This window comes from Streptomyces sp. JLYT201 (genome assembly GCF_059448825.1).
Window position 1 is genome coordinate 1,411,424 of record NZ_CM182551.1, and the last position, 19,459, is coordinate 1,430,882.

The window sequence follows — 19,459 nt, forward strand, 5'->3', positions numbered from 1 at the left end:
CGGTCCGGCACCACCAGAATGAGCGCGGCCGACCGCGGTGTATGTAGCCGTTTACACAACCGGCCCCGCTCCTGACGGCCCCTCGCCCGCGAGCAGCCGCAGCAGTTCGACGTCGGTGACGACCAGGCGCCTGGTGGCGGTGCGGACGACGCCCTGCTCGCGCAGCAGCCGCAGCGCCTTGGCGACGGCCTCCCGGGTGGAGCCCACCGAGGCGGCGAGGTCGTGCTGCGGCAGCGGCAGATCGATGGTGACGCTGCCGTCGGGGTGGTGGCGCCCGGCGCGTCGGGCCAGCTCGACCAGGCGCGCCGCGAGCCGCTGGAGCACGTTCTCCGAGGCCAGCGAGCGGCGTTCGCCGTCGGAGCTGCGCAGCCGGGAGCTGAGCTGCCGGAGCACGAGGGCGCTGACCGCGGGGCTGGCGCCGAGGAAGCCGCGGAACCGGTCCCCGGGGATCACGACGGCGTCGACGCGGCCGAGCGCCGTCACCGTGGCGCTGCGCGGCCGCCGGTCCACGGCCGCGAGCTCGCCGACCAGTTCCCCGGCGCCGCGCAGCGCGAGGATGAGCCGCTGACCGCGCTCGGTCGCCACGGAGACCACCGCCCAGCCGCCGAGGATCGCGACGACGTAGGAGGTGGTGGCGCGCTCGGGCACGAGCACCTCGCCGGACGCGTAGCCGCGCGGGGTGCCCAGGGCGAGCAGGGCCGCCCGGTCCCGCGGCCGCAACGCGTCGAGCAGGGGCTGTTCCTGTTCGATGAGACTCAAGCTGACCGCTCCTGGACCGGCGCCTACGCGGAATCGACCTGCGATCGACCCCTCATCGACCGGGCCCGGCCCGGATCGCCCTGGAATCGACAGCACGCTAGGCAGCTGACAAGCGCACGTCAATGAGATCGACGCGGTCCACTTCCCCCGAGCGCGGTCAGCCTCCCCCGAGCCCGGTCAACCTCCCCCGTCATCCCCCGACCGTGGCCCGCGCGCCGTTCGCCTCGCCCCGGCCGCGCCCGGCGCGCTCCGCGCTCACCCCTCCCGGGCGGCCATTCGGCCCCGCTCCCGCCGCGCCCGTCCGCGCGCCGAGTGATCGTTCTCGTGTCCGAGCCGTTCGTCCGCGCATACGAAGGAGCCCCATGATCCCCGTCAGGTTCGCCGTCGTCGGAGCCGCCGCCGCGCTCGCCACCGCCCTGCCCGCGACCCCGAGCCCCGCCGCCGCGCCGCCCGCCCCCGGCCTCCCGGGCCTGCTGCGCACGGGCGAGGTCGAGTGGCCCGGGGGCACCTTCCGCGCCCTGTGCCGGCGCGGGCCCGTCACGGCGCCCGACCTGCGCGTCCTGCCGCTCCCCGGGGGCAGGTCCGTCACCGCCCGGGCCCTGAAGGTCTCGCGTGACCGCACGGGCACCCTGCTGTGGAGCGGGCACCTGGCCGGGCACCCGGACCGGCCGGTCACCCTCGCGGTCGAGGGCGCCTGCGGCAAGGGCAGGCCCCGGGTCGCCGGGGAGATCCACGAGGGGCGGGTGCGGCACGCCCTGGACGCCGTACGGCCCGGGATGTCGCGCGTCCGCTCGTTCGACACCGTGCGCCAGACCCCGCTCGTGCGCGACGCGCTGCGCCTGGCCGCACCCGCACGGCCCGCCGCGCCACCCAGTCGGCGCGCCGAGCCCCAGGACCCGGTCATCGACGTGCTGATCGGCTACACCCCGGAGACGGCCACGGACACCGAGGGCGGAGCGGACGCCCTCGCGCTCCAGGCCAAGGCCGCCGTCGAGGGCACCAACCAGGCGTACGCCGACAGCCAGGTCAAGACGCGGCTCCGGCTGCTCGGCACATTCGAGACCCCGAGGTGGAGCGGCGCCGCCAGCGACATGGACGGCATGACCAACGCCCTGGCCAACCCGGAGGACCCGCGCTACTCCGACGACTGGGCCACCGGCGTCCGCGCCACCCGGGACGCCAAGGGCGCCGACCTCGTCCACGTCCTGTCGAAGTTCACGCCCCCCGAGGGCCTCTACACGGCAGGCACCGGGATGACCCCCTCCCTGCCGCGCCTCATGCCGGGCGACAACGCCACGTACAGCACCGACGACACCGGGTTCGGCGCACAGCAGGCCGACACCTTCGGCACCCACCACCTCGCCCACGAGATCGGCCACAACTTCGGCCTCAACCACGACTACGTCACCGACCCCGTCGACCCGGACGAGGACAACTACCGGCCGGGCAACTTCAACCCCTACTACCCGGACAACCACGGCTTCCTGCCCAAGGACCGCACCTGGGTCGACATCATGGGCTACAACATGAGCTGCGCCGACGAGGACAAGTGCGAGAACAAGATGTGGTTCTCCAACCCCCGTCAGGAGTACGACGGCGCGCCGCGCGGCGTGGCGCTCGGGTCGAAGGAGCCCGCCGACTCCACCCGTGTCATGAACCTCACGGGCCCGGTGCTCGCCAACTACCGCGCGGCCGCCGACCGTACCGAGGCAAGGCGCCACGCCCTCACCGCGGTGCCCCAGGACGGTACGGGCGGCACGGTCAGCACGCCCTCCACGGGCCTGTTCGCCACCGGTGACCAGGTCACGGTCACCGCGACCCCGGACTCCGGCCACAAGGTCGACCGCTGGACCGTCGACGGGAAGGTCCAGCCGACCCGCGCGGCCTCCCTGAGCGTCACCATGGACAGCGACCACTTCGTGACCGTGAAGTTCGTCAAGGCCGGCGCGCCGCTCAGCCCCGTCCCGGCCGCGCTCACCGCCGTCAGCCCCGCCACGGGATCCGTCAAGGGCGGCTTCACCGTCACCCTCACCGGCGGCGGGCTCACCGGCACCACCCAGGTCCTCGCGGGCACGCCGACGGCGGGCGGCTTCCGCGGGGTCGCGGCCACGAACGTGCGCGTCGTCGACGACACCAAGGTCACCTTCACCGCGCCCGCCTACCCCCAGGCGGGCCCCGTCCAGTTCGCCACGGCTCGCGGCAACTCCCTGACCGCGTCGATCGGCTTCACGTACACCGGCTGACCACGCGACGGCGCGGAGGGCCGGGGGTTCCCGGCCCTCCGCGGCACGCGGCACGCTCAGGCCGCGGTGGCGACCTTCCACAGATGGCCGTCGGGGTCGCTGAAGTAGCCGTCGTAGCCGCCCCACTCGGCCGCGGTCGCCTCCTTGACCGCGGTGCCGCCCGCGGCCACCGCGGCACGCATGACCTCGTCCACCTCCTCGCGCGAGCCGGTGACGAAGTGGAACGAGCAGCCGCGGAACCCGGATCCCCCGGCCGGGACCCCGGCGTCCCGCGCCGCCGCCTCCCGCGGGTAGAGCACGAGGGACGCGGAGCCCTCGCCCAGGCCGCACCTGACGAACCCGGGGTGGTCCTGCTCGACCTCGCAGCCGAGCCCCTCGGCGTAGAACTTCTTGGCGCGTGCGACGTCCTCGACGCCCAGCATGATGGCGTTCACCTGCAATTTGATGTCCATGACGACCACGGTAGGCAGCCGTCGGCGCGCGTCGCTTCTCGAAAACTGACCACCTTCGACCGACCGCCTTCGAGGGGGGCCGGCCCGGGTGTCGACGGCGTCCGCCCGGACTCAGCGCCCGCCCGTGCGGACCGCGCCCACGCTCGCCGCCACCACCAGCGCGATCGCCGCGCACTGGACCGGCGAGAGGCCCTGGCCGAGGACCAGGTATCCGGCGAGCGCGGCCAGGGCGGGTGACAGGCTCGTCAGGACCGCGAAGGTCGCCGCGGGCAGTCGGCGCAGGGCCAGGAGCTCCAGGGCGTACGGGATGCCCGAGGACATCACCGCGATCACCAGGCCGAGCGCGAGCACACCAGGTTCGAGCAGCGTCGCGCCCGCGGCCCCGATGCCGAGCGGCAGGCTGACCAGCATCGCGACGGCCATCGCGAGCGCCAGCGCGTCCAGGCGCGGGAAGCGGGCCCCCGTGCGGGCGCTGAAGACGATGTACGCCGCCCACATCGCCCCGGCCCCCAGCGCGAACGCCACGCCCACCGCGTCGAGACGGCCGAACCCGCCCTGGCCCAGCAGGAACACCCCGGTCAGTGCGAGACCCGCCCACAGCAGGCTGGCGGCGCGGCGCGCGGCGACGACCGAGAGCAGCAGCGGGCCGAGCACTTCGAGGGTGACCGCCGCGCCCAGCGGGATCCGGTCGATCGCCTGGTAGAAGAGGACGTTCATGCCGCCGAGCGCGAGGCCGTAGCCGCCCGCCACCGCCCAGTCGGTACGCGTGTGACCGCGCAGCCGGGGCCGCGTGACGACCAGCAGCAGCACCGCGGCGAACGTCACCCGCAGCGCGACCGTGCCGAGCGCCCCCGCCCGGGGGAAGAGGAGCGCCGCAACGGCCGACCCGAACTGCACGGTCACCGCCCCGGCGAGCACCAGGCCGACCCCGCCGAGGGGGCCGCGGCCAGCGGCTCGCCGGAGGACGGCGGGGGCGGGGGGCCCGGCGGACGTGGCCGTCGCCGTCGCCGCGGCCGGGGGCGGGGGGTGCGCGGCCGTCGCCCCGGTCGTAGGCGTAGTCGTCGTCGCTGTCGTAGGCGTCGTCGCTGTCGTAGGTGTCATGCGCTTCACGCTAGGGAGCCGTACGCGCCGCGTGAAATGCCTATTTCACCGTGGTTATGCTCTGGAAGCATGACCATTGAGCTGCGGCATCTGCGTGCCTTCCTCGTCATCGCCGAGGAAGGCAACGTCACCCGCGCCGCCGCCCGCCTCCACGTGGGCCAGCCCGCGCTCTCCCGCACCCTGCGCCAGCTGGAGGACCACCTCGGTGCCCGCCTCGCCGACCGCTCCACGCACCACCTGGAGCTGACCGCCGAGGGCCGTACGTTCCGCGACAAGGCCACCGCCGCGCTCGCCGCCGTCGAGACCGCCCTCGATCCGGCGGGGCTCACGAGCCGGCCGCTGCGCCTGGGCCACACCTGGGCGGCGCTCGGGGACCACACCGTCGCGCTGCTGCGCCGCTGGGACGAGACGCGCCCCGGCGTCCCCCTGGAGCTGCTGCGCGTCGACGACCGCACCGCGGGCCTCACCCGGGGCACGGTCGACGCGGCCCTGCTGCGCGGCGCGGTCACCGCGCCCGGGCTGCGCACCGAACTCCTGCGGATGGAGGAGCGGGTGGTGGTCATGCCCGAGGACAGCCCTCTGGCGGCCCTCCCCCGGCTCACCCTGGCGGATCTGACGGACCGCCCGATCGCCCTCAACACCGTCTCCGGCACCACCACGGCGGAGCTGTGGCCGTCGGCCGCCCGGCCCGCCGCGACCCTGGAGGTGACGAACACCGACGAGTGGCTCATCGCCATCGCCGCGGGCCGCGCCGTGGGCGTCACCACGTCGGCCACGCCGAGCAACTACGCGCATCCCGCGCTGGTCTACCGCCCGCTCGCGGACGCCCCGCCCGTCCCGCTCGTCCTCGCCTGGCGCGAGGGCCTCGGCCACCCGGCCGTCCCGGACCTGGTGACGCTCGTCCACGAGATCCTCGCGACCGAAGGGACCGAAACGACCGGAGCCACTGGGACGACCGGGGCAGCCGGGACGACGTGACCCGGGTCCGCGCGGCCCCCGTACCGCGTGACCCGATCCTGTCGCTCCCTGACCAGCAGGCCCCTACTGGAGCCCCCTTCGCCCCGGCACGCTGAGGACGCGCCCCGGGCAGCACCCGGCGCGCGCCACCGGACCATCCGCAGGAACGACCGCCGAAGAGGGCACGACACCATGCACCGCACCACCACCCCCACCACCATGCGCGCCGTCTCCCAGGACGCCGCCGGAGCGCCGGACGTCCTCAAGGTCGTCACGGTGCGGCGACCGGAGCCGGGGCGGGGCGAGATCCTGGTCCGGGTGCACGCGGCGGGCGTGAACCCCGCCGACTGGAAGACCCGCGCGCGGGGCGTGTTCGCCGACGGTACGACGCCGCCCTTCACCCTCGGCTTCGACGTGTCCGGCGTGGTGGAGGCGGTCGGCGACGGCGTGGCGCTCTTCCGTCCTGGCGACGCGGTGTTCGGCATGCCGCGCTTCCCGCACCCGGCGGGCGCCTACGCCGAGTACGTCACCGCCCCGGCCCGGCACTTCGCGCCGCGTCCCGCGGGCCTGACCCACGTCCAGGCGGGCGCCCTGCCGCTGGCCGCGCTGACCGCGTGGCAGGCGCTCGTGGACACCGCGGACGTCCGTCCGGGGCAGCGCGTCCTGGTCCACGCCGCCGCGGGCGGGGTCGGCCACCTGGCCGTGCAGATCGCCAAGGCCCGCGGCGCGCACGTCATCGGCACGGCCAGTGCCGCCAAGCACGAGCTGCTGCGCTCGCTCGGCGCCGACGAGCTGATCGACCACCGCACCCAGGACTTCGCCGCGCTGCTCCGGGACGTCGACGTCGTCGTGGACGGCATCGGCGGCCCGCACTGGGCCCGGTCCCTGCGCACGCTGCGGCCCGGCGGCACGCTGGTCTCGCTCCTGCCGCCGGACGACGCCTTCCCCGCGCGGGAGGCCGAGGCGGCCGGGGTGCGGGCGGTGTTCATGCTCGTCGAGCCCGACCACGGCGGCCTGCGCGCGATCGCCTCGCTGGTCGAGGAGGGCCGGCTGCGCGTGGTCGTCGACACGGTCCTGCCGCTCGAAGAGGCCGCCCGGGCCCACGCGTTGGGCGAGCGGGGCCGTACGACCGGCAAGATCGTGCTCTCCGTCGCCGGGACGTGATCAGACGGCGCAGGCCGGGCAGAGCCCCCGGTAGGTGACCTCGGCACCGGAGACCGCGAAACCGAACCGCTCCTCCTGCGGAAGGGCGGACAGCGGGTCGCCCGTCGGGTGGACGTCGCGGATGGTGCCGCAGCGGGAGCAGACCAAATGCTGGTGCGGGTGGTGCGCGTTGGGGTCGTAGCGCTTGGCGCGGCCGTCGGTGGAAACCTCCATGACCTCACCGAGGGAGACCATCTCGCCCAGCGTGTTGTAGACGGTCGCGCGGGAGATCTCTGGCAGTCTCTCGGCCGCGCGCGCGTGCACCTCGTCGGCCGTGAGGTGCACGTGGTCGCCGTCGAGGACCTCGGCGACGACGCGTCGCTGGGAGGTCACCCGCCAGCCACGCCCGCGCAGTCGCTCCAGCAGGTCGCTCATGTGTCGGTTCACCTACTCGGTTCGGTGGAGTACCCGGAGTTTACGGCAGCGCTACTTGCTCCGAATGAATATGGATCAGGTGAGCTTCTTGACCTGGATCCCGTCCATCGTAGGATCGGTTCCCGACGATGGCCAAGGGCAGCCTCGCCCCTGTCCCAAGGACGCGTCAGGGACAACCACCACAAGTCGTACGGAGTCGTTCCTGACGTCGATCACGCGGTCGGTGCGGCCCCTTCCACCGCCTGCTGTTCTTCGAGCTCCACGTTTCGCCTAGACCGATCCGGAAGGATTCCCATGGCTGAGAACCCCGACGCAATCGTCACCGACCCGAAGACGGAGGAGACAGGCGGCTGCCCGGTCGCGCACGGGCGCGCCCCGCACCCGACGCAGGGCGGCGGGAACCGCCAGTGGTGGCCCGACCGGCTGAACCTGAAGATCCTCGCCAAGAACCCGGCCGTGGCGAACCCGATGGGCGAGGACTTCGACTACGCCGCCGCGTTCGGCTCCCTCGACCTGCCCGCCGTGAAGCGGGACATCGCCGAGGTCCTGACCACCTCGCAGGACTGGTGGCCCGCCGACTTCGGCAACTACGGCCCGCTGATGATCCGCATGGCCTGGCACAGCGCGGGCACCTACCGCATCAGCGACGGCCGCGGCGGCGCCGGCGCCGGTCAGCAGCGGTTCGCCCCCCTCAACAGCTGGCCGGACAACGCCAGCCTCGACAAGGCCCGCCGCCTCCTGTGGCCGGTCAAGAAGAAGTACGGCAAGAACATCTCCTGGGCCGACCTCATGGTCCTCACCGGCAACGTGGCCCTGGAGACGATGGGCTTCAAGACCTTCGGCTTCGCGGGCGGCCGCGAGGACGTGTGGGAGCCCGAGGAGGACGTCTACTGGGGCCCCGAGACCACCTGGCTCGACGACGAGCGCTACACCGGCGACCGCGAGCTGGAGAACCCGCTCGGCGCGGTCCAGATGGGCCTGATCTACGTCAACCCCGAGGGCCCCAACGGCAACCCGGACCCGGTCGCCGCGGCCCGCGACATCCGCGAGACGTTCCGCCGCATGGCGATGAACGACGAGGAGACCGTCGCCCTCATCGCCGGTGGCCACACCTTCGGCAAGACCCACGGCGCGGGCCCCGCGGACCACGTCGGCAACGACCCCGAGGCCGCCCCCATGGAGCAGCTCGGCCTCGGCTGGAAGAGCACGTACAACACGGGCGTGGGCAAGGACGCCATCACCTCGGGCCTGGAGGTCACCTGGACCGAGACGCCCACGCAGTGGAGCAACCTGTTCTTCAAGAACCTCTTCGAGTACGAGTACGAGCTCTCGAAGAGCCCGGCGGGCGCCCACCAGTGGGTCGCCAAGGACGCCCCGGAGATCATCCCGGACGCCTTCGACCCCGCGAAGAAGCGCCGCCCGACGATGCTCACCACCGACCTCTCGCTGCGCTTCGACCCGGTCTACGAGCCGATCTCGCGCCGCTTCTACGAGAACCCGGACCAGTTCGCGGACGCCTTCGCCCGCGCCTGGTACAAGCTGACGCACCGTGACATGGGCCCGGTCGTCCGCTATCTCGGCCCGGAGGTCCCCTCCGAGGTGCTGCTGTGGCAGGACCCGCTGCCGGAGCGCACCGGCGAGACCATCGACGCCGCGGACGCCGCCGCCCTCAAGGAGCGGATCCTCGCCACCGACCTCACCGTCGCGCAGCTCGTCTCCGCCGCCTGGGCGTCGGCGGCCTCCTTCCGCGGCAGCGACAAGCGCGGCGGTGCCAACGGCGCCCGCGTCCGCCTGGAGCCGCAGCGCAACTGGGAGGTCAACGACCCGGACAGCCTCGCGCAGGTGCTGCGCACGCTCGAGGGCATCCAGGAGTCCTTCAACTCCGCCCAGTCCGGCGGCAAGCAGGTCTCCCTCGCCGACCTGATCGTCCTCGCGGGCAACGCGGCGGTCGAGCAGGCCGCCAAGGACGGGGGCGTCGAGGTCGAGGTGCCCTTCTCGCCCGGCCGGGTGGACGCGGCGCAGGAGCAGACGGACGTCGAGTCGTTCGCGGCGCTCGAGCCCGCGGCCGACGGCTTCCGCAACTACGTGGGCAAGGGCAACCGCCTGCCCGCCGAGTACCTGCTCATCGACAGGGCCAACCTGCTGACCCTCAGCGCGCCCGAGCTGACGGTCCTCGTCGGCGGTCTGCGCGTGCTCGGCGCGAACCACGGCGGGTCGAAGCACGGCGTCCTCACCGACCGCCCCGGCACGCTCACCAACGACTTCTTCGTCAACCTGCTCGACCTGGGCACGACGTGGAAGTCGACGTCCGAGGCGCAGGACACCTTCGAGGCCCGTGACGCGAGCGGCGCGGTCAAGTGGACCGGCACCCGCGCCGACCTGGTCTTCGGCTCGAACTCCGAGCTGCGCGCGGTCGCGGAGGTGTACGCGAGCGACGACGCCAAGGAGAAGTTCGTGAAGGACTTCGTCGCGGCGTGGGCCAAGGTCACGGACCTGGACCGGTTCGACCTGGTCTAGTCCGCCGTAGCCTCCCGGTCGTCCCGCGACCCGAAGTCCGGGCCGGTCCCGTGCGGGACCGGCCCGGACTTCTTCGTGCCCGCGCAGCGGTGGCCGCCGCCCCGCTCCCGGCCGTGCTCGGCCGGGCGACGTCTTGTCACGTGTCAGCGGGGCGCTCAGACTCTGTACGTCCACAGGTCGCCGGGCCCGGGGGGCGCCCCCACGCCGCCGGGCCCGGCGCGCGGTCGGCCGGAGGCGGGCGGCACGGTGGAACGACTGGCGGCGACCGACCCGGAGGAGGTCGGGCGGTACCGGACGATCGCGGAGCTGGGCCGCGGCGGCATGGGGCGGGTCTTCCTGGGCAGCGCTCCGGACGGACGGCTCGTCGCGCTGAAGCAGGTGCGCACGCAGTTCGTCGAGGACGACGGCTTCCGGGCCCGCTTCCGCCGCGAGGTGGACGCCTCCCGGAAGGTCTCGGGCGTCTTCACCTCGGCGGTGATCGACGCCGATGCCGACGCGCCCGAACCGTGGCTGGCACGTCGTCTGCGCACCCGACTGCGCGACCGGCAGGGAAGCGCAGTACCCGGCGACGGTGATCCTCACCGGTCTGACCGCAGGACGGTATACGTCCCTGCGGATCCGGGCCCCGCTGTCGCCGGGCGACCGGGTCGTGGACCACACGCTCGACGAGAACGGGCCGACGGCAGGCGACTGACGGCACGCGACGGAAGGCTCCGCCGCGGGCGCTCGCCGCTTCGCGCCCGGTGGGCTCCTCCTCACACGCCCCACGCCGTGAACGCGCCCCAGTGGACGGGAGAGTCGAAGGGGCGCTCCCTCCTGGTCCGCGCGCGGGCGGCGTAGCCGTCGCTGAGGGCGGCCAGGTGGCGGTGCGTCTCCGTGAACCGCGCGAGCTCGTCCCAGGTGAGCCGGCGCAGCCATCGGCGCGAGCGGCGCAGGGCCGGTACGGGGTCGTGGGTCTGGGAGAGCAGTTCGTAGAAGCGCGTCATGAGGACGGCCGTGGCCATGTCGTCCACCAGCCACAGGCTGCTGACCGCGCAGGCCGCGCCCGCCTGGAGGAAGGCGGCCGGGAGGCCGAGGAACTCGTCGGGGGCCTCCATGATGCCGTAGTGCCCCGACTGGCAGGCGCTGGCCACCGTCAAGCGGCACACGGGCAGTTGGTGGTGCACGAGGGTGTCCATGTCCACGTGGCCGTCGGCGAGCGCCAGCGATCCGCCCCGGCTGTCGAACCCGGCGCTGCCGTGACAGCTGAGGTGCAGGTACGACGCCGTGGCGAGCCGGTCGAGCACCCAGGCCACGGTCGCCTCGGACCCCACCGCGTGGGCCGTGTCGCACCGGCCCGCGAACAGGTCGAGGATCTCGGCGAGTTCGCTGCGGCTGCCGGGCAGCGAACCGTCGGGGTCGGCGACGGCCACCAGGCGCGGCGGCGACTGCGGCGGCCGGGCGGCCCGGGAGCGCGAGGCCTCGTGGACGGCGGCGGACGGCGACAGGATCAGGGTGCCCACGTCGTCGAGCACGTCGTCCGCCCCCGGGGCCACCGGCAGCGCGTGCAGGGGCACCAGGCCGAGCAGGCCCGTGGGCACCAGGACCGCCTCGTGCCGGGCGTCCTCCGTCAGGAGCGCGGCGAGGGGGCGGACGAGCGGTTCGAGCGCGGTCAGGCGGTCCAGGGCCGCCGGGAGCAGCCGCCGGTACGTCGAGGTGGGGGACTGCTGCACCAGCCACAGGCCCACGGTGTCGGAGTCCGGGTCGTCCAGGTCCAGGAGCAGGAGACGGGCCAGGGTGATGCTGGTGACCTCCGGCACGAGCACGGCGCGCACGGTCGGCCGCGTGCCGACGACCGCGAGGACGTAGCTGCCCCAGGGCGAGTTCACCAGATACGCCAGTGGTCTGCCGCCCGCGGCCCGGACGACGTCCCGCAGTTCGGTGGTGCGCAGGAAGTCCTCGAAGCCCGGGATCGCCCGGACGTCCCGGACGACCGCGCGCAGGTCGCGTTCGGCCGCGGCCTGTTCCCGGCTCGCGGGCGCCGCCCCGTCGGGGGTCATCGGGGAGGGCGCCGCGACCGTGGACCGGTAGCGGGCGCGGGCCTGCCGGTAGCGGCGGGCCAGGACGGGGTCGACGCGCTCCAGCTCCTCCAGGTCGGCGGCGCCCCGTCCGGCCACCACGGACAGCTCGCAGGCGAGGCCGCGTTCGAGCGCGGTCACGGCGTGCTCGGGGCGGCCCGCCCGCGCCAGCAGGAAGGCCGTCCAACGGGCGAGCCGGTCCACTTGGACGAGGACGCCGCGGCGGCTGGCGACCGTGACCTGGGCGTCGTAGAGCGCGCTCACGGCGGTCAGCATGTCCGAGGCGACGTCGGCGGCCTCGGTCCAGCGCTGGGCGGAGGCGTGGGTGGTGAGGAGCTCCCTGGCGATGTTGAGGTGCAGGGAGGGCGCGATCGTGGGCGGCGCGGCCGCGAGGGCCTCATGGCGAAGGCGGGTGCTCGCGGCGCTGCCGGGCCCGTCGAGCAGGTCCCCGGCCTGGGCGAGGAGCCAGGCGATGCGGCTGGTGTTGAGCAGGCCGGGGCGCGTCACGGAGAGGTCGCGTGCCGCGGTCGCCGCCGCCCGGGCGCCCTCGGCGTCGGCGGGGTCGCGGGTCAGCAGCAGATGGGCGAGGTTGCACTGCAGCTGGGACCACAGCACGGGATCGTCGTCGGGGCTCAGGTGGCGCAGCGCGTCGCGGTAGCAGCGCTCCGCCTCGGGCAGGTCGTCCGGCTCGGCGCGGCGGGACAGCACCAGACCGAGGTTGATCATGGAGTAGGCCCAGTTCACCGCGGAGCGCTCGGGGGACCGCTCGGTGAGGCCGGCCCTGATGTGCTCGATGCCGAGCGTGAGGTCGGCGGCGGTGCCGCCCGGCCGTTCCGCGAGCAGCAGGCCGTAGTTGGTCTGGATCCGCGCCCAGAACTCGGGGTGCTCGGCGCGGTCGAGTGCGCTCGCGCGCTCCAGCAGGGCGCGGGCGGTCTCCCAGACCTCGTGGCGGTCGCCGTCGTCGCGCGCGTAGTGCGCGCTGGCGAGGTTGTTCGCCACCCGCACCCAGGCGAGACCGCCCTCGGGCAGCATCGCGAGGGCGCGTTCGAGGGCTTCGTACGCCTCGGAGAGCTCGGCGTCGAGTCCGGCGTGGACGGCGCCCATCAGGCGTTCGCCGAGCAGGGTGGCGAGCGCGGCCTCCGTCTCCCGTTCGCCGAGGTCGGCCGCGAGCGCCAGGGCCTCGCGGACCAGGGGGACGCTCTCGGGGCCCGGGGTGTCGCGGGCCTCGTCGTACAGCTGGTGCAGCCGGGTGCGCAGATCGCCGCCGAAGCGGCTCAGGGACGCGAAGTAGCGCTCGACCGCCACGTGCGTGGGCGTGCGGTCGTCGCACAGGCCGTCGAGCAGCTCCTGCCGCCGCTGGAGCACCGACTCCAGCGGCGTTCCGGCCGCCGCGCGCAGCTCCTCGCGGGCGGCGTCCCGCACCCGGGTGTCCTCGGTCAGCTCCGGGTGGGCGCGCAGGAGTTCGGCCAGGGCGTCCGGCGGGCTCGTCAGGACCGCGCGCAGCAGCTCCCCCACCCGGGCCTCGTCCCGCTCCTCGGCGAGCAGGCGCAGGAAGACCTCGTAGTGGGCGACCGTCGGCGGCCCCTGCGGCTCCAGGTCGCGGCAGGCCGCCCCGGGGTCGCCCAGGTCCCGCTCGACGTCGCGGGTCAGCACGAAGGGGAGCAGCCCGCGCGGCACGGGGATGGCCTGCCCGGCGAAGACGTCGTCGCGGAACGCCCCGGCCCGCGCGGCCTCCTCAAGGAGCACGAGAGCGAACTGCGGGGGCCCGCCCCGGAGCTCCGCCAGGGAGGTCGCGTACAGCAGCGGTGCCGTCGCACCGGGGCGCAGGACGAGGAGCGGCGCGTCGACGGACGCCCTCGCCCCGCAGCCCGGACAGTCCACCCAGGCCACGCCGGGACCGGGCCCCTCAAGGACGTCGGCGCGCTCGCGGGCGTCGACCACGCGCCACACGGGGGCGTCGCGCTCCCGGTCGCACGTCCCGCAGCGCCATGTGTAGGGCGCCCTCGCCGAGACCGTCACACCCCGCCCCCGCCCCTTGTCGCCCCTGGCTCAGCCAGCCGTACGGACATTCTGGCGCGCGCCGCCGACCGGCCGGGAGGGATCGCGCGAAAGCCCGGCGGACGGGGAGGGAGCCTGGTATCCGGCCGCTGTCCGAGTGCGCCGGAAGTGACATCACTTGCTCCACTTCCCTGGCGAACCACCTCTCATAACACCTCAGTTGACGGAGCATCACATTCTGATACACAGTCACCGCTCCTCATGTGCCAACACATTGCACCCCCTTCGCTCCCCCGCCACAATGACCGTCCCGGACCACGCAAGGAGTGTGCGTGTGAATGATCCGCCCATCGTGTTCCCGGACGTCGAGCGCCTTGTCGTCGACCATCTCAAGAGCCGTCCCGAGCTGACCGGAGTCATCGTCGACAACCGCACCCCTCCTGGTTTCGACGGCACCCAGAAGGCCGTGCTCGTCTCCCGGGCGGGCGGCGCCTGGGTCGACGACCTCCACCTCGACCAGCCCCTGATCGACCTGGAGGCGGCGGCCCCGGCGAGGGCCCCGGCCCCGGCGGCCGAGGAGAGCGAGGCACGCCCCGCCGCCGGACCCGAGCCGGAGAGCTAGCCCGCGCGCCCCCGCCGCGTGAGCGCGTGGCGTGCCACCTTGGCCAGGACCGCGGGGTGGAACAGCAGGGAGGGCGGCGCCGTCATGTTCAGGACGCGGACGAACCGGGCCCACACGCCCCGGTCGTGGACGGCGAGGGCGAAGACGCGCTGGTTGTACCAGTGGGCGAGGCGCGCGGGCAGCGGCTGCTTGCCGGGGGCCCACATCAGGTCGGAGCTGCTGGCCATGGTCCAGGGGACCTGGATGACCCGGGCCGCGGCGCGCTGGTAGGCGCGGCTGAGTCCGTCGAGCCCGGACGCGTGCGTGCGGCGGTGGCGCAGCAGGCGGCCCAGGAGCTCCGCTTCGAGCGCGGCGACCGTGAGGCCCTGGCCGTACACCGGGTTGAACACGCAGACCGCGTCCCCGACGGCGATGAGGCGCTCGGGCCAGCGGGGGTTCTTGTGGTGCAGGCGCCACTCGTTGCCGGGATTGGTGTAGCGGTGGATCTCGCCCTCCCGGGTGCCGCACTTGATCTGCTCGGCCAGGCGCGGGTTGCCCAGGGAGCGGGCGAAGTCGAGGTAGCCCTCGTCGTCGGTGGGCGGCACGTGCCGGTCGACGCCGAACAGCGAGCACATCCAGCGGTGGTGCTCCACGGCGAGCACCACGCCGCCGCGCGGCACGCCGGGCGCGAAGGCCATCTGGTACGCGACGTCGAAGTCCTGCTCGTCCCCCGGCGGGCGGGCGTAGCACGCGGACGTGTAGGTGATCTTCGCCTTGACGACGGTCCTGCCGGACACCGGGAGGCCCGCCTCGGTGAGCCAGCGGTCGACCGACGTGGAGCGGCCCGAGGCGTCCACGACCAGGTCGGCGGCGACCTCGGTGGACGCGTCGGCGCCGCGGGCGCGGTAGCGGACCCGGTCGAGGCGGTCCGGGGCGCTGCCCGTCACCGTCTCGCAGGTCGTCGCGGCGAGCAGCCGCACGGCGGGGAGCCCCGCAACGCGCTGGCGCAGCCGCCGCTCCAGCTCGTCACGGGTGAAGGTCTGGATGGACACGCCGACCGGGTCGGGCGGCGCGTAGCCCGTCGGCAGCAGGAAGCTGATCCGCTCGCCGTAGTCGAAGACGGGCGCGCCCAGGTCGGCGAGTTCGGCCCGCAGGCCGGGGAACAGCTCCTCCAGGACCTCGCCGCCCCGGGCGAGGAGCGCGTGCGCGTGGTAGCCCTGCGGGACGCCGGGGTGCACCCCGCTGTCCGGCCGCAGCGCGTCGCGCTCCAGGACGAGCACCTCGTCGAAGTGGTCGGCCAGGACCCGCGCGGTGACCAGACCGGCGTGCCCGCCGCCGACGACGACGGCCCGGCCCCAGCTGGTGTCGGACGACGGGCTGCGCGTGTTCTCGGCCATGGCGGGGTCCGTTCCTCTCGGGGCGGCTGCGCTGACACTCCATCCCGTACGTCCCGGGGCGATCAAGACCGGGCGGGGAGCGCACGGAAGCACACGGCGTCACGCGCGTGGCGCTCCGGAGGACCGTGGTGCCCCCGCCGCCCGGCTCATGGACCACCCCCGGCAGGAATAGCGGACCCCCTCCCGCGCCTTGGCTTCAGACATGACTGACACCCCCTTCGCCCCGCGCACGCTGCTCGCGGAGAGCCGGCTCGGCGTCCTCGCCACGATCAAGTCGGACGGCCGCCCCCAGCTCTCCCCCGTCATGCCCTACTACGACCAGGAGGCCGACGTCGTCCACGTGTCGATGACCGAGGGGCGGGCCAAGACGGCCAACCTGCGCCGGGATCCGCGCGCCGCCCTTGAGGTCACCAGCCCCGACGGCCGGTCCTGGGCCACCGCCGAGGGCACCGTGACCCTCACCGGTCCCGGCACCGACCCGTACGGCCCCGAGGTCGAGGCCCTGGTCCGCTACTACCGCGCGGCGGCGGGCGAGCACCCGGACTGGGACGAGTACCGCGCGGCGATGGTCGCCGACCGCAGGGTCCTGATGACGATGCCGGTCAGCCACGTGTACGGCGAGCGGCTCGGCTGACGCGGCGCGCCCTCGGCGTCGGCGCTCGCGCCGGGCGCGGCGGCGTTCGCGTCGTCCGCCTCAGCGGTCCGCGGGCGCCCCAGGGGTCGCGCGGTGGTGAGCGCGCTCTTGCTAGGCGCACGCCTCCCGGCATAACTTCACGCTGTCACCGTGGTGTCGCGCCCGTCACCCTCCTGTGCGCCACGGTCCCACAGGCCGGAGCCGCCCCATGACCGCCTCCCTCCTGCGCACCCCGGAAGCGCCCGTTCTGGTCGGCCGGGCGGCGGAGCTGCGCGCGCTGACGGGTGCGGTGGCGCGCCCGCCGTCGGTGGCCCTGGTCGAGGGGGAGGCCGGGATCGGCAAGACCCGGCTGATCCGCGAGGCCCTGCGCCGGCGCGGCGGGCGCGGCCGCCGCGTCCTGACGGGCAGTTGCCGCCCGCTGCGCGAGCCCTTCCCGTACGGGCCGGTCTTCGACCTGCTGCGCCCGCTGGCCGACGGCGGGCTGCCCGCCGCGCTCGACCCGGTCTGCGGCGCGCTGCGTCCGTACCTGCCGGAACTCGCCGGGCGGCTGCCGCCCGCCCCCGAGCCGCTGCCCGAGCCGCGGGCCCACCGGCACCGGCTCTTCAGGGCCGTGCGGGCGCTGCTGGCCGCCCTCGGCCCGGCCGTCCTGGTCGTGGAGGACCTGCACTGGGCCGACGACGGCACCCGGGAGCTGCTGCGGTTCCTGGTGGACGACCCGCCGGACGCCCTCTCGGTGGTCCTCAGCTACCGCCGCGAGGAACTGCCGGGCGCGCGGCTGCCGTTGGGACGCGCCTATCGCCACCCGCCGGGCACCACGGCGGTCGTCGTCCCGCTGCGGCCCCTGGACGTGGCCGCCGTGCGCGCCATGTGCGCGGCCCTCACCGGCACGGAGGACGCCTCCGCGGCCCTGGCCGCCGAACTGCACCGGCGGACCGCGGGCATCCCGTTCGTGGTGGAGGAGGTCGTGCGCGCGCTGCCGGAGACCGTGCGGCACGCGCCGCGCGCGGGGCGTGAGGTGCTGGACGGGCTGACGGTGCCGACGCCGTTGCAGGAGGCCATCGCCGACCGGATGAGCGTGCTCTCCCCCGCGGCGAGTGCCGCCGTGCACGCTGCCTGTGTGCTGCGCGTCCCCGCGGGCGAGGAACTGATCGCGAACGTCGTGCGCGGCACGGCCGGGCAGCCCGCCGCGGCCGAGGACGCGGCGGGCGTACGGGAGGCGCTGCTCGCCGGTGTGCTGCACGAGTGGGGTGACGACCAGTACGGGCTGCGGCACGCCCTCGCCCAGCAGGCCGTCTACGCGAGCCTGCCGGGGCCCGACCGGCACCGGCTGCACCGCCGGGCGGTGCGCGCCCTGGCGGCGCTGGACCCGCAGCCCCTGGTCCAGCTCGCGTACCACGCCCGCAGGGCCGGGGAGCTCGCGCACTGGCAGCACTACGGCGAGGCCGCGGCGGCCTCGGCGCGCGAGATGGGCGACCTGGCCCTGGCCGTGGAGCTCCTGGAGGAGCTCCTCTCCGACGGCCGCCTGGGCCGGATGGCATGCGCCCGCATCGCGGTGGACCTCAGCCGGGACGCGGTGGTGGGGCTCACCCACCGCAGGGCGACGGCGCTGCTGTGCCGCATCGTGCGCGACCAGCACCTGCCCGAGGACCTGCGCGGCGAGATCCGGCTCCATCTGGGCCTGTTGCTCTACAACCAGGCGGGGCGGCACGAGGAGGGCCGGATCAACACCGAGTGGGCGATCAGGGAGCTGCGCCGCCGTCCCGCCCTCGCGGCGCGCGGCATGGCCGCCCTGGCCATGCCGGCCTGGGGCGACCACCCGTACCACGTCTACGAGCGCTGGATCGAGCAGGCCGAGCACCTCGCGGCCCGGGAGCCGGGCCCTTCGGCGTCCACCGCCGTGCGGGCCAACCGGCTCGCCCTCGCCATGTACGTGGGCGACCCGGCGGTCTGGGAGCACGCGGAGCGCCTCATCGACGCGGCCGGGCCCGGGGGTGACCGCCGCCAGGTCGCCCGCGCCTGCGGCAACTTCGCGGACGCCGCGACCTGTCTGGGCCACTTCCGCGCGGCCCACCGCTTCCGCAGGCTGGGGCGGCGCCTGGCCTCCGAGTGCGGTGCCGCGTTCCTTTCGGGCATCGTGGAGGGCACGGCGCTGCGCCTCGACTGGTACGAGGGCCGCTGGCAGGGCCTCGCCGAACGGGCCCGGCACGTCCTGGACGTGATGCCGGGCGTCTCGGGCATCGCGGCCGACGCCCACCTCGTCCTCGGCCTCCTGGCCTCCGCGCGCGGCGAGTGGGACGAGGCCGCGGCGGAGCTGGGGGCCGCCGGGCTCGATGCCCCGCACAACGCCCCGGGGCCGGTCCTCGCCACCGCGTCCGGCGCGCTGACCCGGCTGCTCCAGGCCCGTGGCGACGGCGCGGAGGCGCGGATCGAGGCCGAGCGCGGGATCGCCAGGATCCGTCGCAAGGGCATCTGGTCCTGGGCGGGCGACCTGGCGCCGACGGCGGTGGCGGCGCTGGTGCGCGGCGGCCGCCTTCCGGACGCGGAGCGGGTCACCGCCGAGCTGGCCGACGGCATCACGGGCCGGGACGCCCCCCTGGCCGCCGCCGCGCTCCTGGCCTGTCGCGGCACCCTGGCTCTCGGCCGCGGCCGCCCCGAGGAGGCCGCGGCGGCCTTCGACCGAGCCCGGACCGCGTACGCCGTCCTGCCCCTGCCCTATGCGGCGGCCCGCGCGGGCGAGGCGGCGGCGCGCTGCCGCCTGGCCGCGGGCGACAGCCGGGCCGCGGACCAACTGGCGGCGATGGCCGAGCGGTTCACCGGTCTCGGTGCCACCCGTGACACGGCCCGCTGCCGCCGGGTGCTGCGCGGCCACAACGTGCCGCTGCCGTCCCGGCGCGGCCGCCGGGGCTACGGCGACGAGCTCTCGCCCCGGGAGCGGGAGGTCGCCCGGCTCGTCGCGCTCGGACACACCAACCGGGAGATCGCCGACGTGCTGTTCCTGTCCCCGCGCACCGTCGAGCAGCACGTCGCGAAGGTGCTGCGCAAGCTGGGCGTCAGCTCACGGGCCGAGGTCCACCGGCAGGGGCGCGCGCTCGCGCCCTGACGGGTGCGCCGGTTCTCCCGGAGGCGTCCGGGAGAACCGACGCGCCGTCGGGGCAGGACCGGTGG

General features: G+C 74.9%; 13 protein-coding genes and 1 pseudogene. 8 read left to right on the top strand and 6 right to left on the bottom strand.

What is annotated here, in order from left to right; genetic code table 11:
• Positions 1 to 51: 51 nt before the first annotated feature.
• The gene (locus AC5WAM_RS05995) at positions 52 to 759 is read right to left on the bottom strand and encodes a Crp/Fnr family transcriptional regulator (RefSeq protein ID WP_366789382.1); all 708 of its coding nucleotides are present in this window, start codon (positions 757 to 759) and stop codon (positions 52 to 54) included.
• A 362-nt stretch (positions 760 to 1,121) separates the two neighbouring features.
• Here AC5WAM_RS05995 and AC5WAM_RS06000 point away from each other — a divergent pair, with 362 nt between their 5' ends.
• A complete protein-coding gene (locus AC5WAM_RS06000) occupies positions 1,122 to 3,002 on the top strand; it encodes a reprolysin-like metallopeptidase (RefSeq protein ID WP_495521857.1) in 1,881 nt (626 codons plus the stop codon).
• 56 nt (positions 3,003 to 3,058) lie between these two features.
• Here AC5WAM_RS06000 and AC5WAM_RS06005 read toward each other — a convergent pair whose 3' ends face one another.
• On the bottom strand, positions 3,059 to 3,454 hold the full coding sequence (locus tag AC5WAM_RS06005; protein WP_366789380.1) for a VOC family protein: 396 nt from the start codon (positions 3,452 to 3,454) through the stop codon (positions 3,059 to 3,061).
• 111 nt (positions 3,455 to 3,565) lie between these two features.
• A complete protein-coding gene (locus AC5WAM_RS06010) occupies positions 3,566 to 4,555 on the bottom strand; it encodes an EamA family transporter (RefSeq protein WP_495521858.1) in 990 nt (329 codons plus the stop codon).
• Between the two features lie 69 nt (positions 4,556 to 4,624).
• Between AC5WAM_RS06010 and AC5WAM_RS06015 the strand changes: the two genes are divergently transcribed.
• Positions 4,625 to 5,533: a LysR family transcriptional regulator gene (locus AC5WAM_RS06015; protein WP_495521859.1), complete on the top strand. Its 909-nt coding sequence runs from the start codon at positions 4,625 to 4,627 to the stop codon at positions 5,531 to 5,533.
• Between the two features lie 171 nt (positions 5,534 to 5,704).
• Positions 5,705 to 6,676 (top strand): NADP-dependent oxidoreductase, encoded by a 972-nt coding sequence (locus tag AC5WAM_RS06020; RefSeq protein WP_495521860.1) that lies wholly within the window; start codon positions 5,705 to 5,707, stop codon positions 6,674 to 6,676.
• On the opposite strand, the gene AC5WAM_RS06025 is transcribed toward AC5WAM_RS06020, so the two are convergent.
• Positions 6,677 to 7,090 (bottom strand): Fur family transcriptional regulator, encoded by a 414-nt coding sequence (locus tag AC5WAM_RS06025; protein ID WP_138963550.1) that lies wholly within the window; start codon positions 7,088 to 7,090, stop codon positions 6,677 to 6,679. It lies immediately after the preceding gene.
• Between the two features lie 294 nt (positions 7,091 to 7,384).
• Between AC5WAM_RS06025 and katG the strand changes: the two genes are divergently transcribed.
• Positions 7,385 to 9,607, top strand: a complete 2,223-nt coding sequence (katG, locus tag AC5WAM_RS06030; RefSeq protein WP_366789376.1) for a catalase/peroxidase HPI — start codon at positions 7,385 to 7,387, stop codon at positions 9,605 to 9,607.
• A gap of 487 nt (positions 9,608 to 10,094) precedes the next feature.
• Positions 10,095 to 10,301 (top strand): hypothetical protein, encoded by a 207-nt coding sequence (locus AC5WAM_RS06035; RefSeq protein WP_495521861.1) that lies wholly within the window; start codon positions 10,095 to 10,097, stop codon positions 10,299 to 10,301.
• Between the two features lie 61 nt (positions 10,302 to 10,362).
• Here AC5WAM_RS06035 and AC5WAM_RS06040 read toward each other — a convergent pair whose 3' ends face one another.
• Entirely contained in the window at positions 10,363 to 13,683 is a 3,321-nt protein-coding gene (locus AC5WAM_RS06040) for a CHAT domain-containing protein (protein ID WP_495521862.1), read from the bottom strand.
• Positions 13,684 to 13,996: 313 nt separating this feature from the next.
• Here AC5WAM_RS06040 and AC5WAM_RS06045 point away from each other — a divergent pair.
• Positions 13,997 to 14,227, top strand: a pseudogene (locus AC5WAM_RS06045) (hypothetical protein); the annotation flags it as partial.
• Between the two features lie 53 nt (positions 14,228 to 14,280).
• Here the strand turns inward: AC5WAM_RS06045 and AC5WAM_RS06050 are convergent.
• Entirely contained in the window at positions 14,281 to 15,660 is a 1,380-nt protein-coding gene (locus tag AC5WAM_RS06050; RefSeq protein ID WP_495521863.1) for an FAD-dependent oxidoreductase, read from the bottom strand.
• Between the two features lie 202 nt (positions 15,661 to 15,862).
• Between AC5WAM_RS06050 and AC5WAM_RS06055 the strand changes: the two genes are divergently transcribed.
• Together AC5WAM_RS06055 and AC5WAM_RS06060 are read left to right on the top strand one after the other, a co-directional pair.
• Positions 15,863 to 16,294, top strand: coding sequence for a PPOX class F420-dependent oxidoreductase (locus AC5WAM_RS06055; RefSeq protein WP_495521864.1), 432 nt, complete (start codon positions 15,863 to 15,865; stop codon positions 16,292 to 16,294).
• A gap of 208 nt (positions 16,295 to 16,502) precedes the next feature.
• Positions 16,503 to 19,394 carry an ATP-binding protein gene (locus tag AC5WAM_RS06060; protein ID WP_495521865.1) on the top strand — a complete coding sequence of 964 codons (2,892 nt, stop codon included), beginning with the start codon at positions 16,503 to 16,505 and terminating at the stop codon, positions 19,392 to 19,394.
• Positions 19,395 to 19,459: the final 65 nt, after the last annotated feature.

Excerpts from the sequence above, each read along its gene's own strand:
- AC5WAM_RS06000 (WP_495521857.1), top strand. The coding sequence starts at position 1,122 with ATGATCCCCGTCAGGTTCGCCGTCGTCGGAGCCGCCGCCGCGCTCGCC.
- AC5WAM_RS06005 (WP_366789380.1), bottom strand. The coding sequence starts at position 3,454 with ATGGACATCAAATTGCAGGTGAACGCCATCATGCTGGGCGTCGAGGAC.
- AC5WAM_RS06010 (WP_495521858.1), bottom strand. The coding sequence starts at position 4,555 with ATGACACCTACGACAGCGACGACGCCTACGACAGCGACGACGACTACG.
- AC5WAM_RS06015 (WP_495521859.1), top strand. The coding sequence starts at position 4,625 with ATGACCATTGAGCTGCGGCATCTGCGTGCCTTCCTCGTCATCGCCGAG.
- AC5WAM_RS06020 (WP_495521860.1), top strand. The coding sequence starts at position 5,705 with ATGCACCGCACCACCACCCCCACCACCATGCGCGCCGTCTCCCAGGAC.
- AC5WAM_RS06025 (WP_138963550.1), bottom strand. The coding sequence starts at position 7,090 with ATGAGCGACCTGCTGGAGCGACTGCGCGGGCGTGGCTGGCGGGTGACC.
- katG (WP_366789376.1), top strand. The coding sequence starts at position 7,385 with ATGGCTGAGAACCCCGACGCAATCGTCACCGACCCGAAGACGGAGGAG.
- AC5WAM_RS06035 (WP_495521861.1), top strand. The coding sequence starts at position 10,095 with ATGCCGACGCGCCCGAACCGTGGCTGGCACGTCGTCTGCGCACCCGAC.
- AC5WAM_RS06050 (WP_495521863.1), bottom strand. The coding sequence starts at position 15,660 with ATGGCCGAGAACACGCGCAGCCCGTCGTCCGACACCAGCTGGGGCCGG.
- AC5WAM_RS06055 (WP_495521864.1), top strand. The coding sequence starts at position 15,863 with ATGACTGACACCCCCTTCGCCCCGCGCACGCTGCTCGCGGAGAGCCGG.
- AC5WAM_RS06060 (WP_495521865.1), top strand. The coding sequence starts at position 16,503 with ATGACCGCCTCCCTCCTGCGCACCCCGGAAGCGCCCGTTCTGGTCGGC.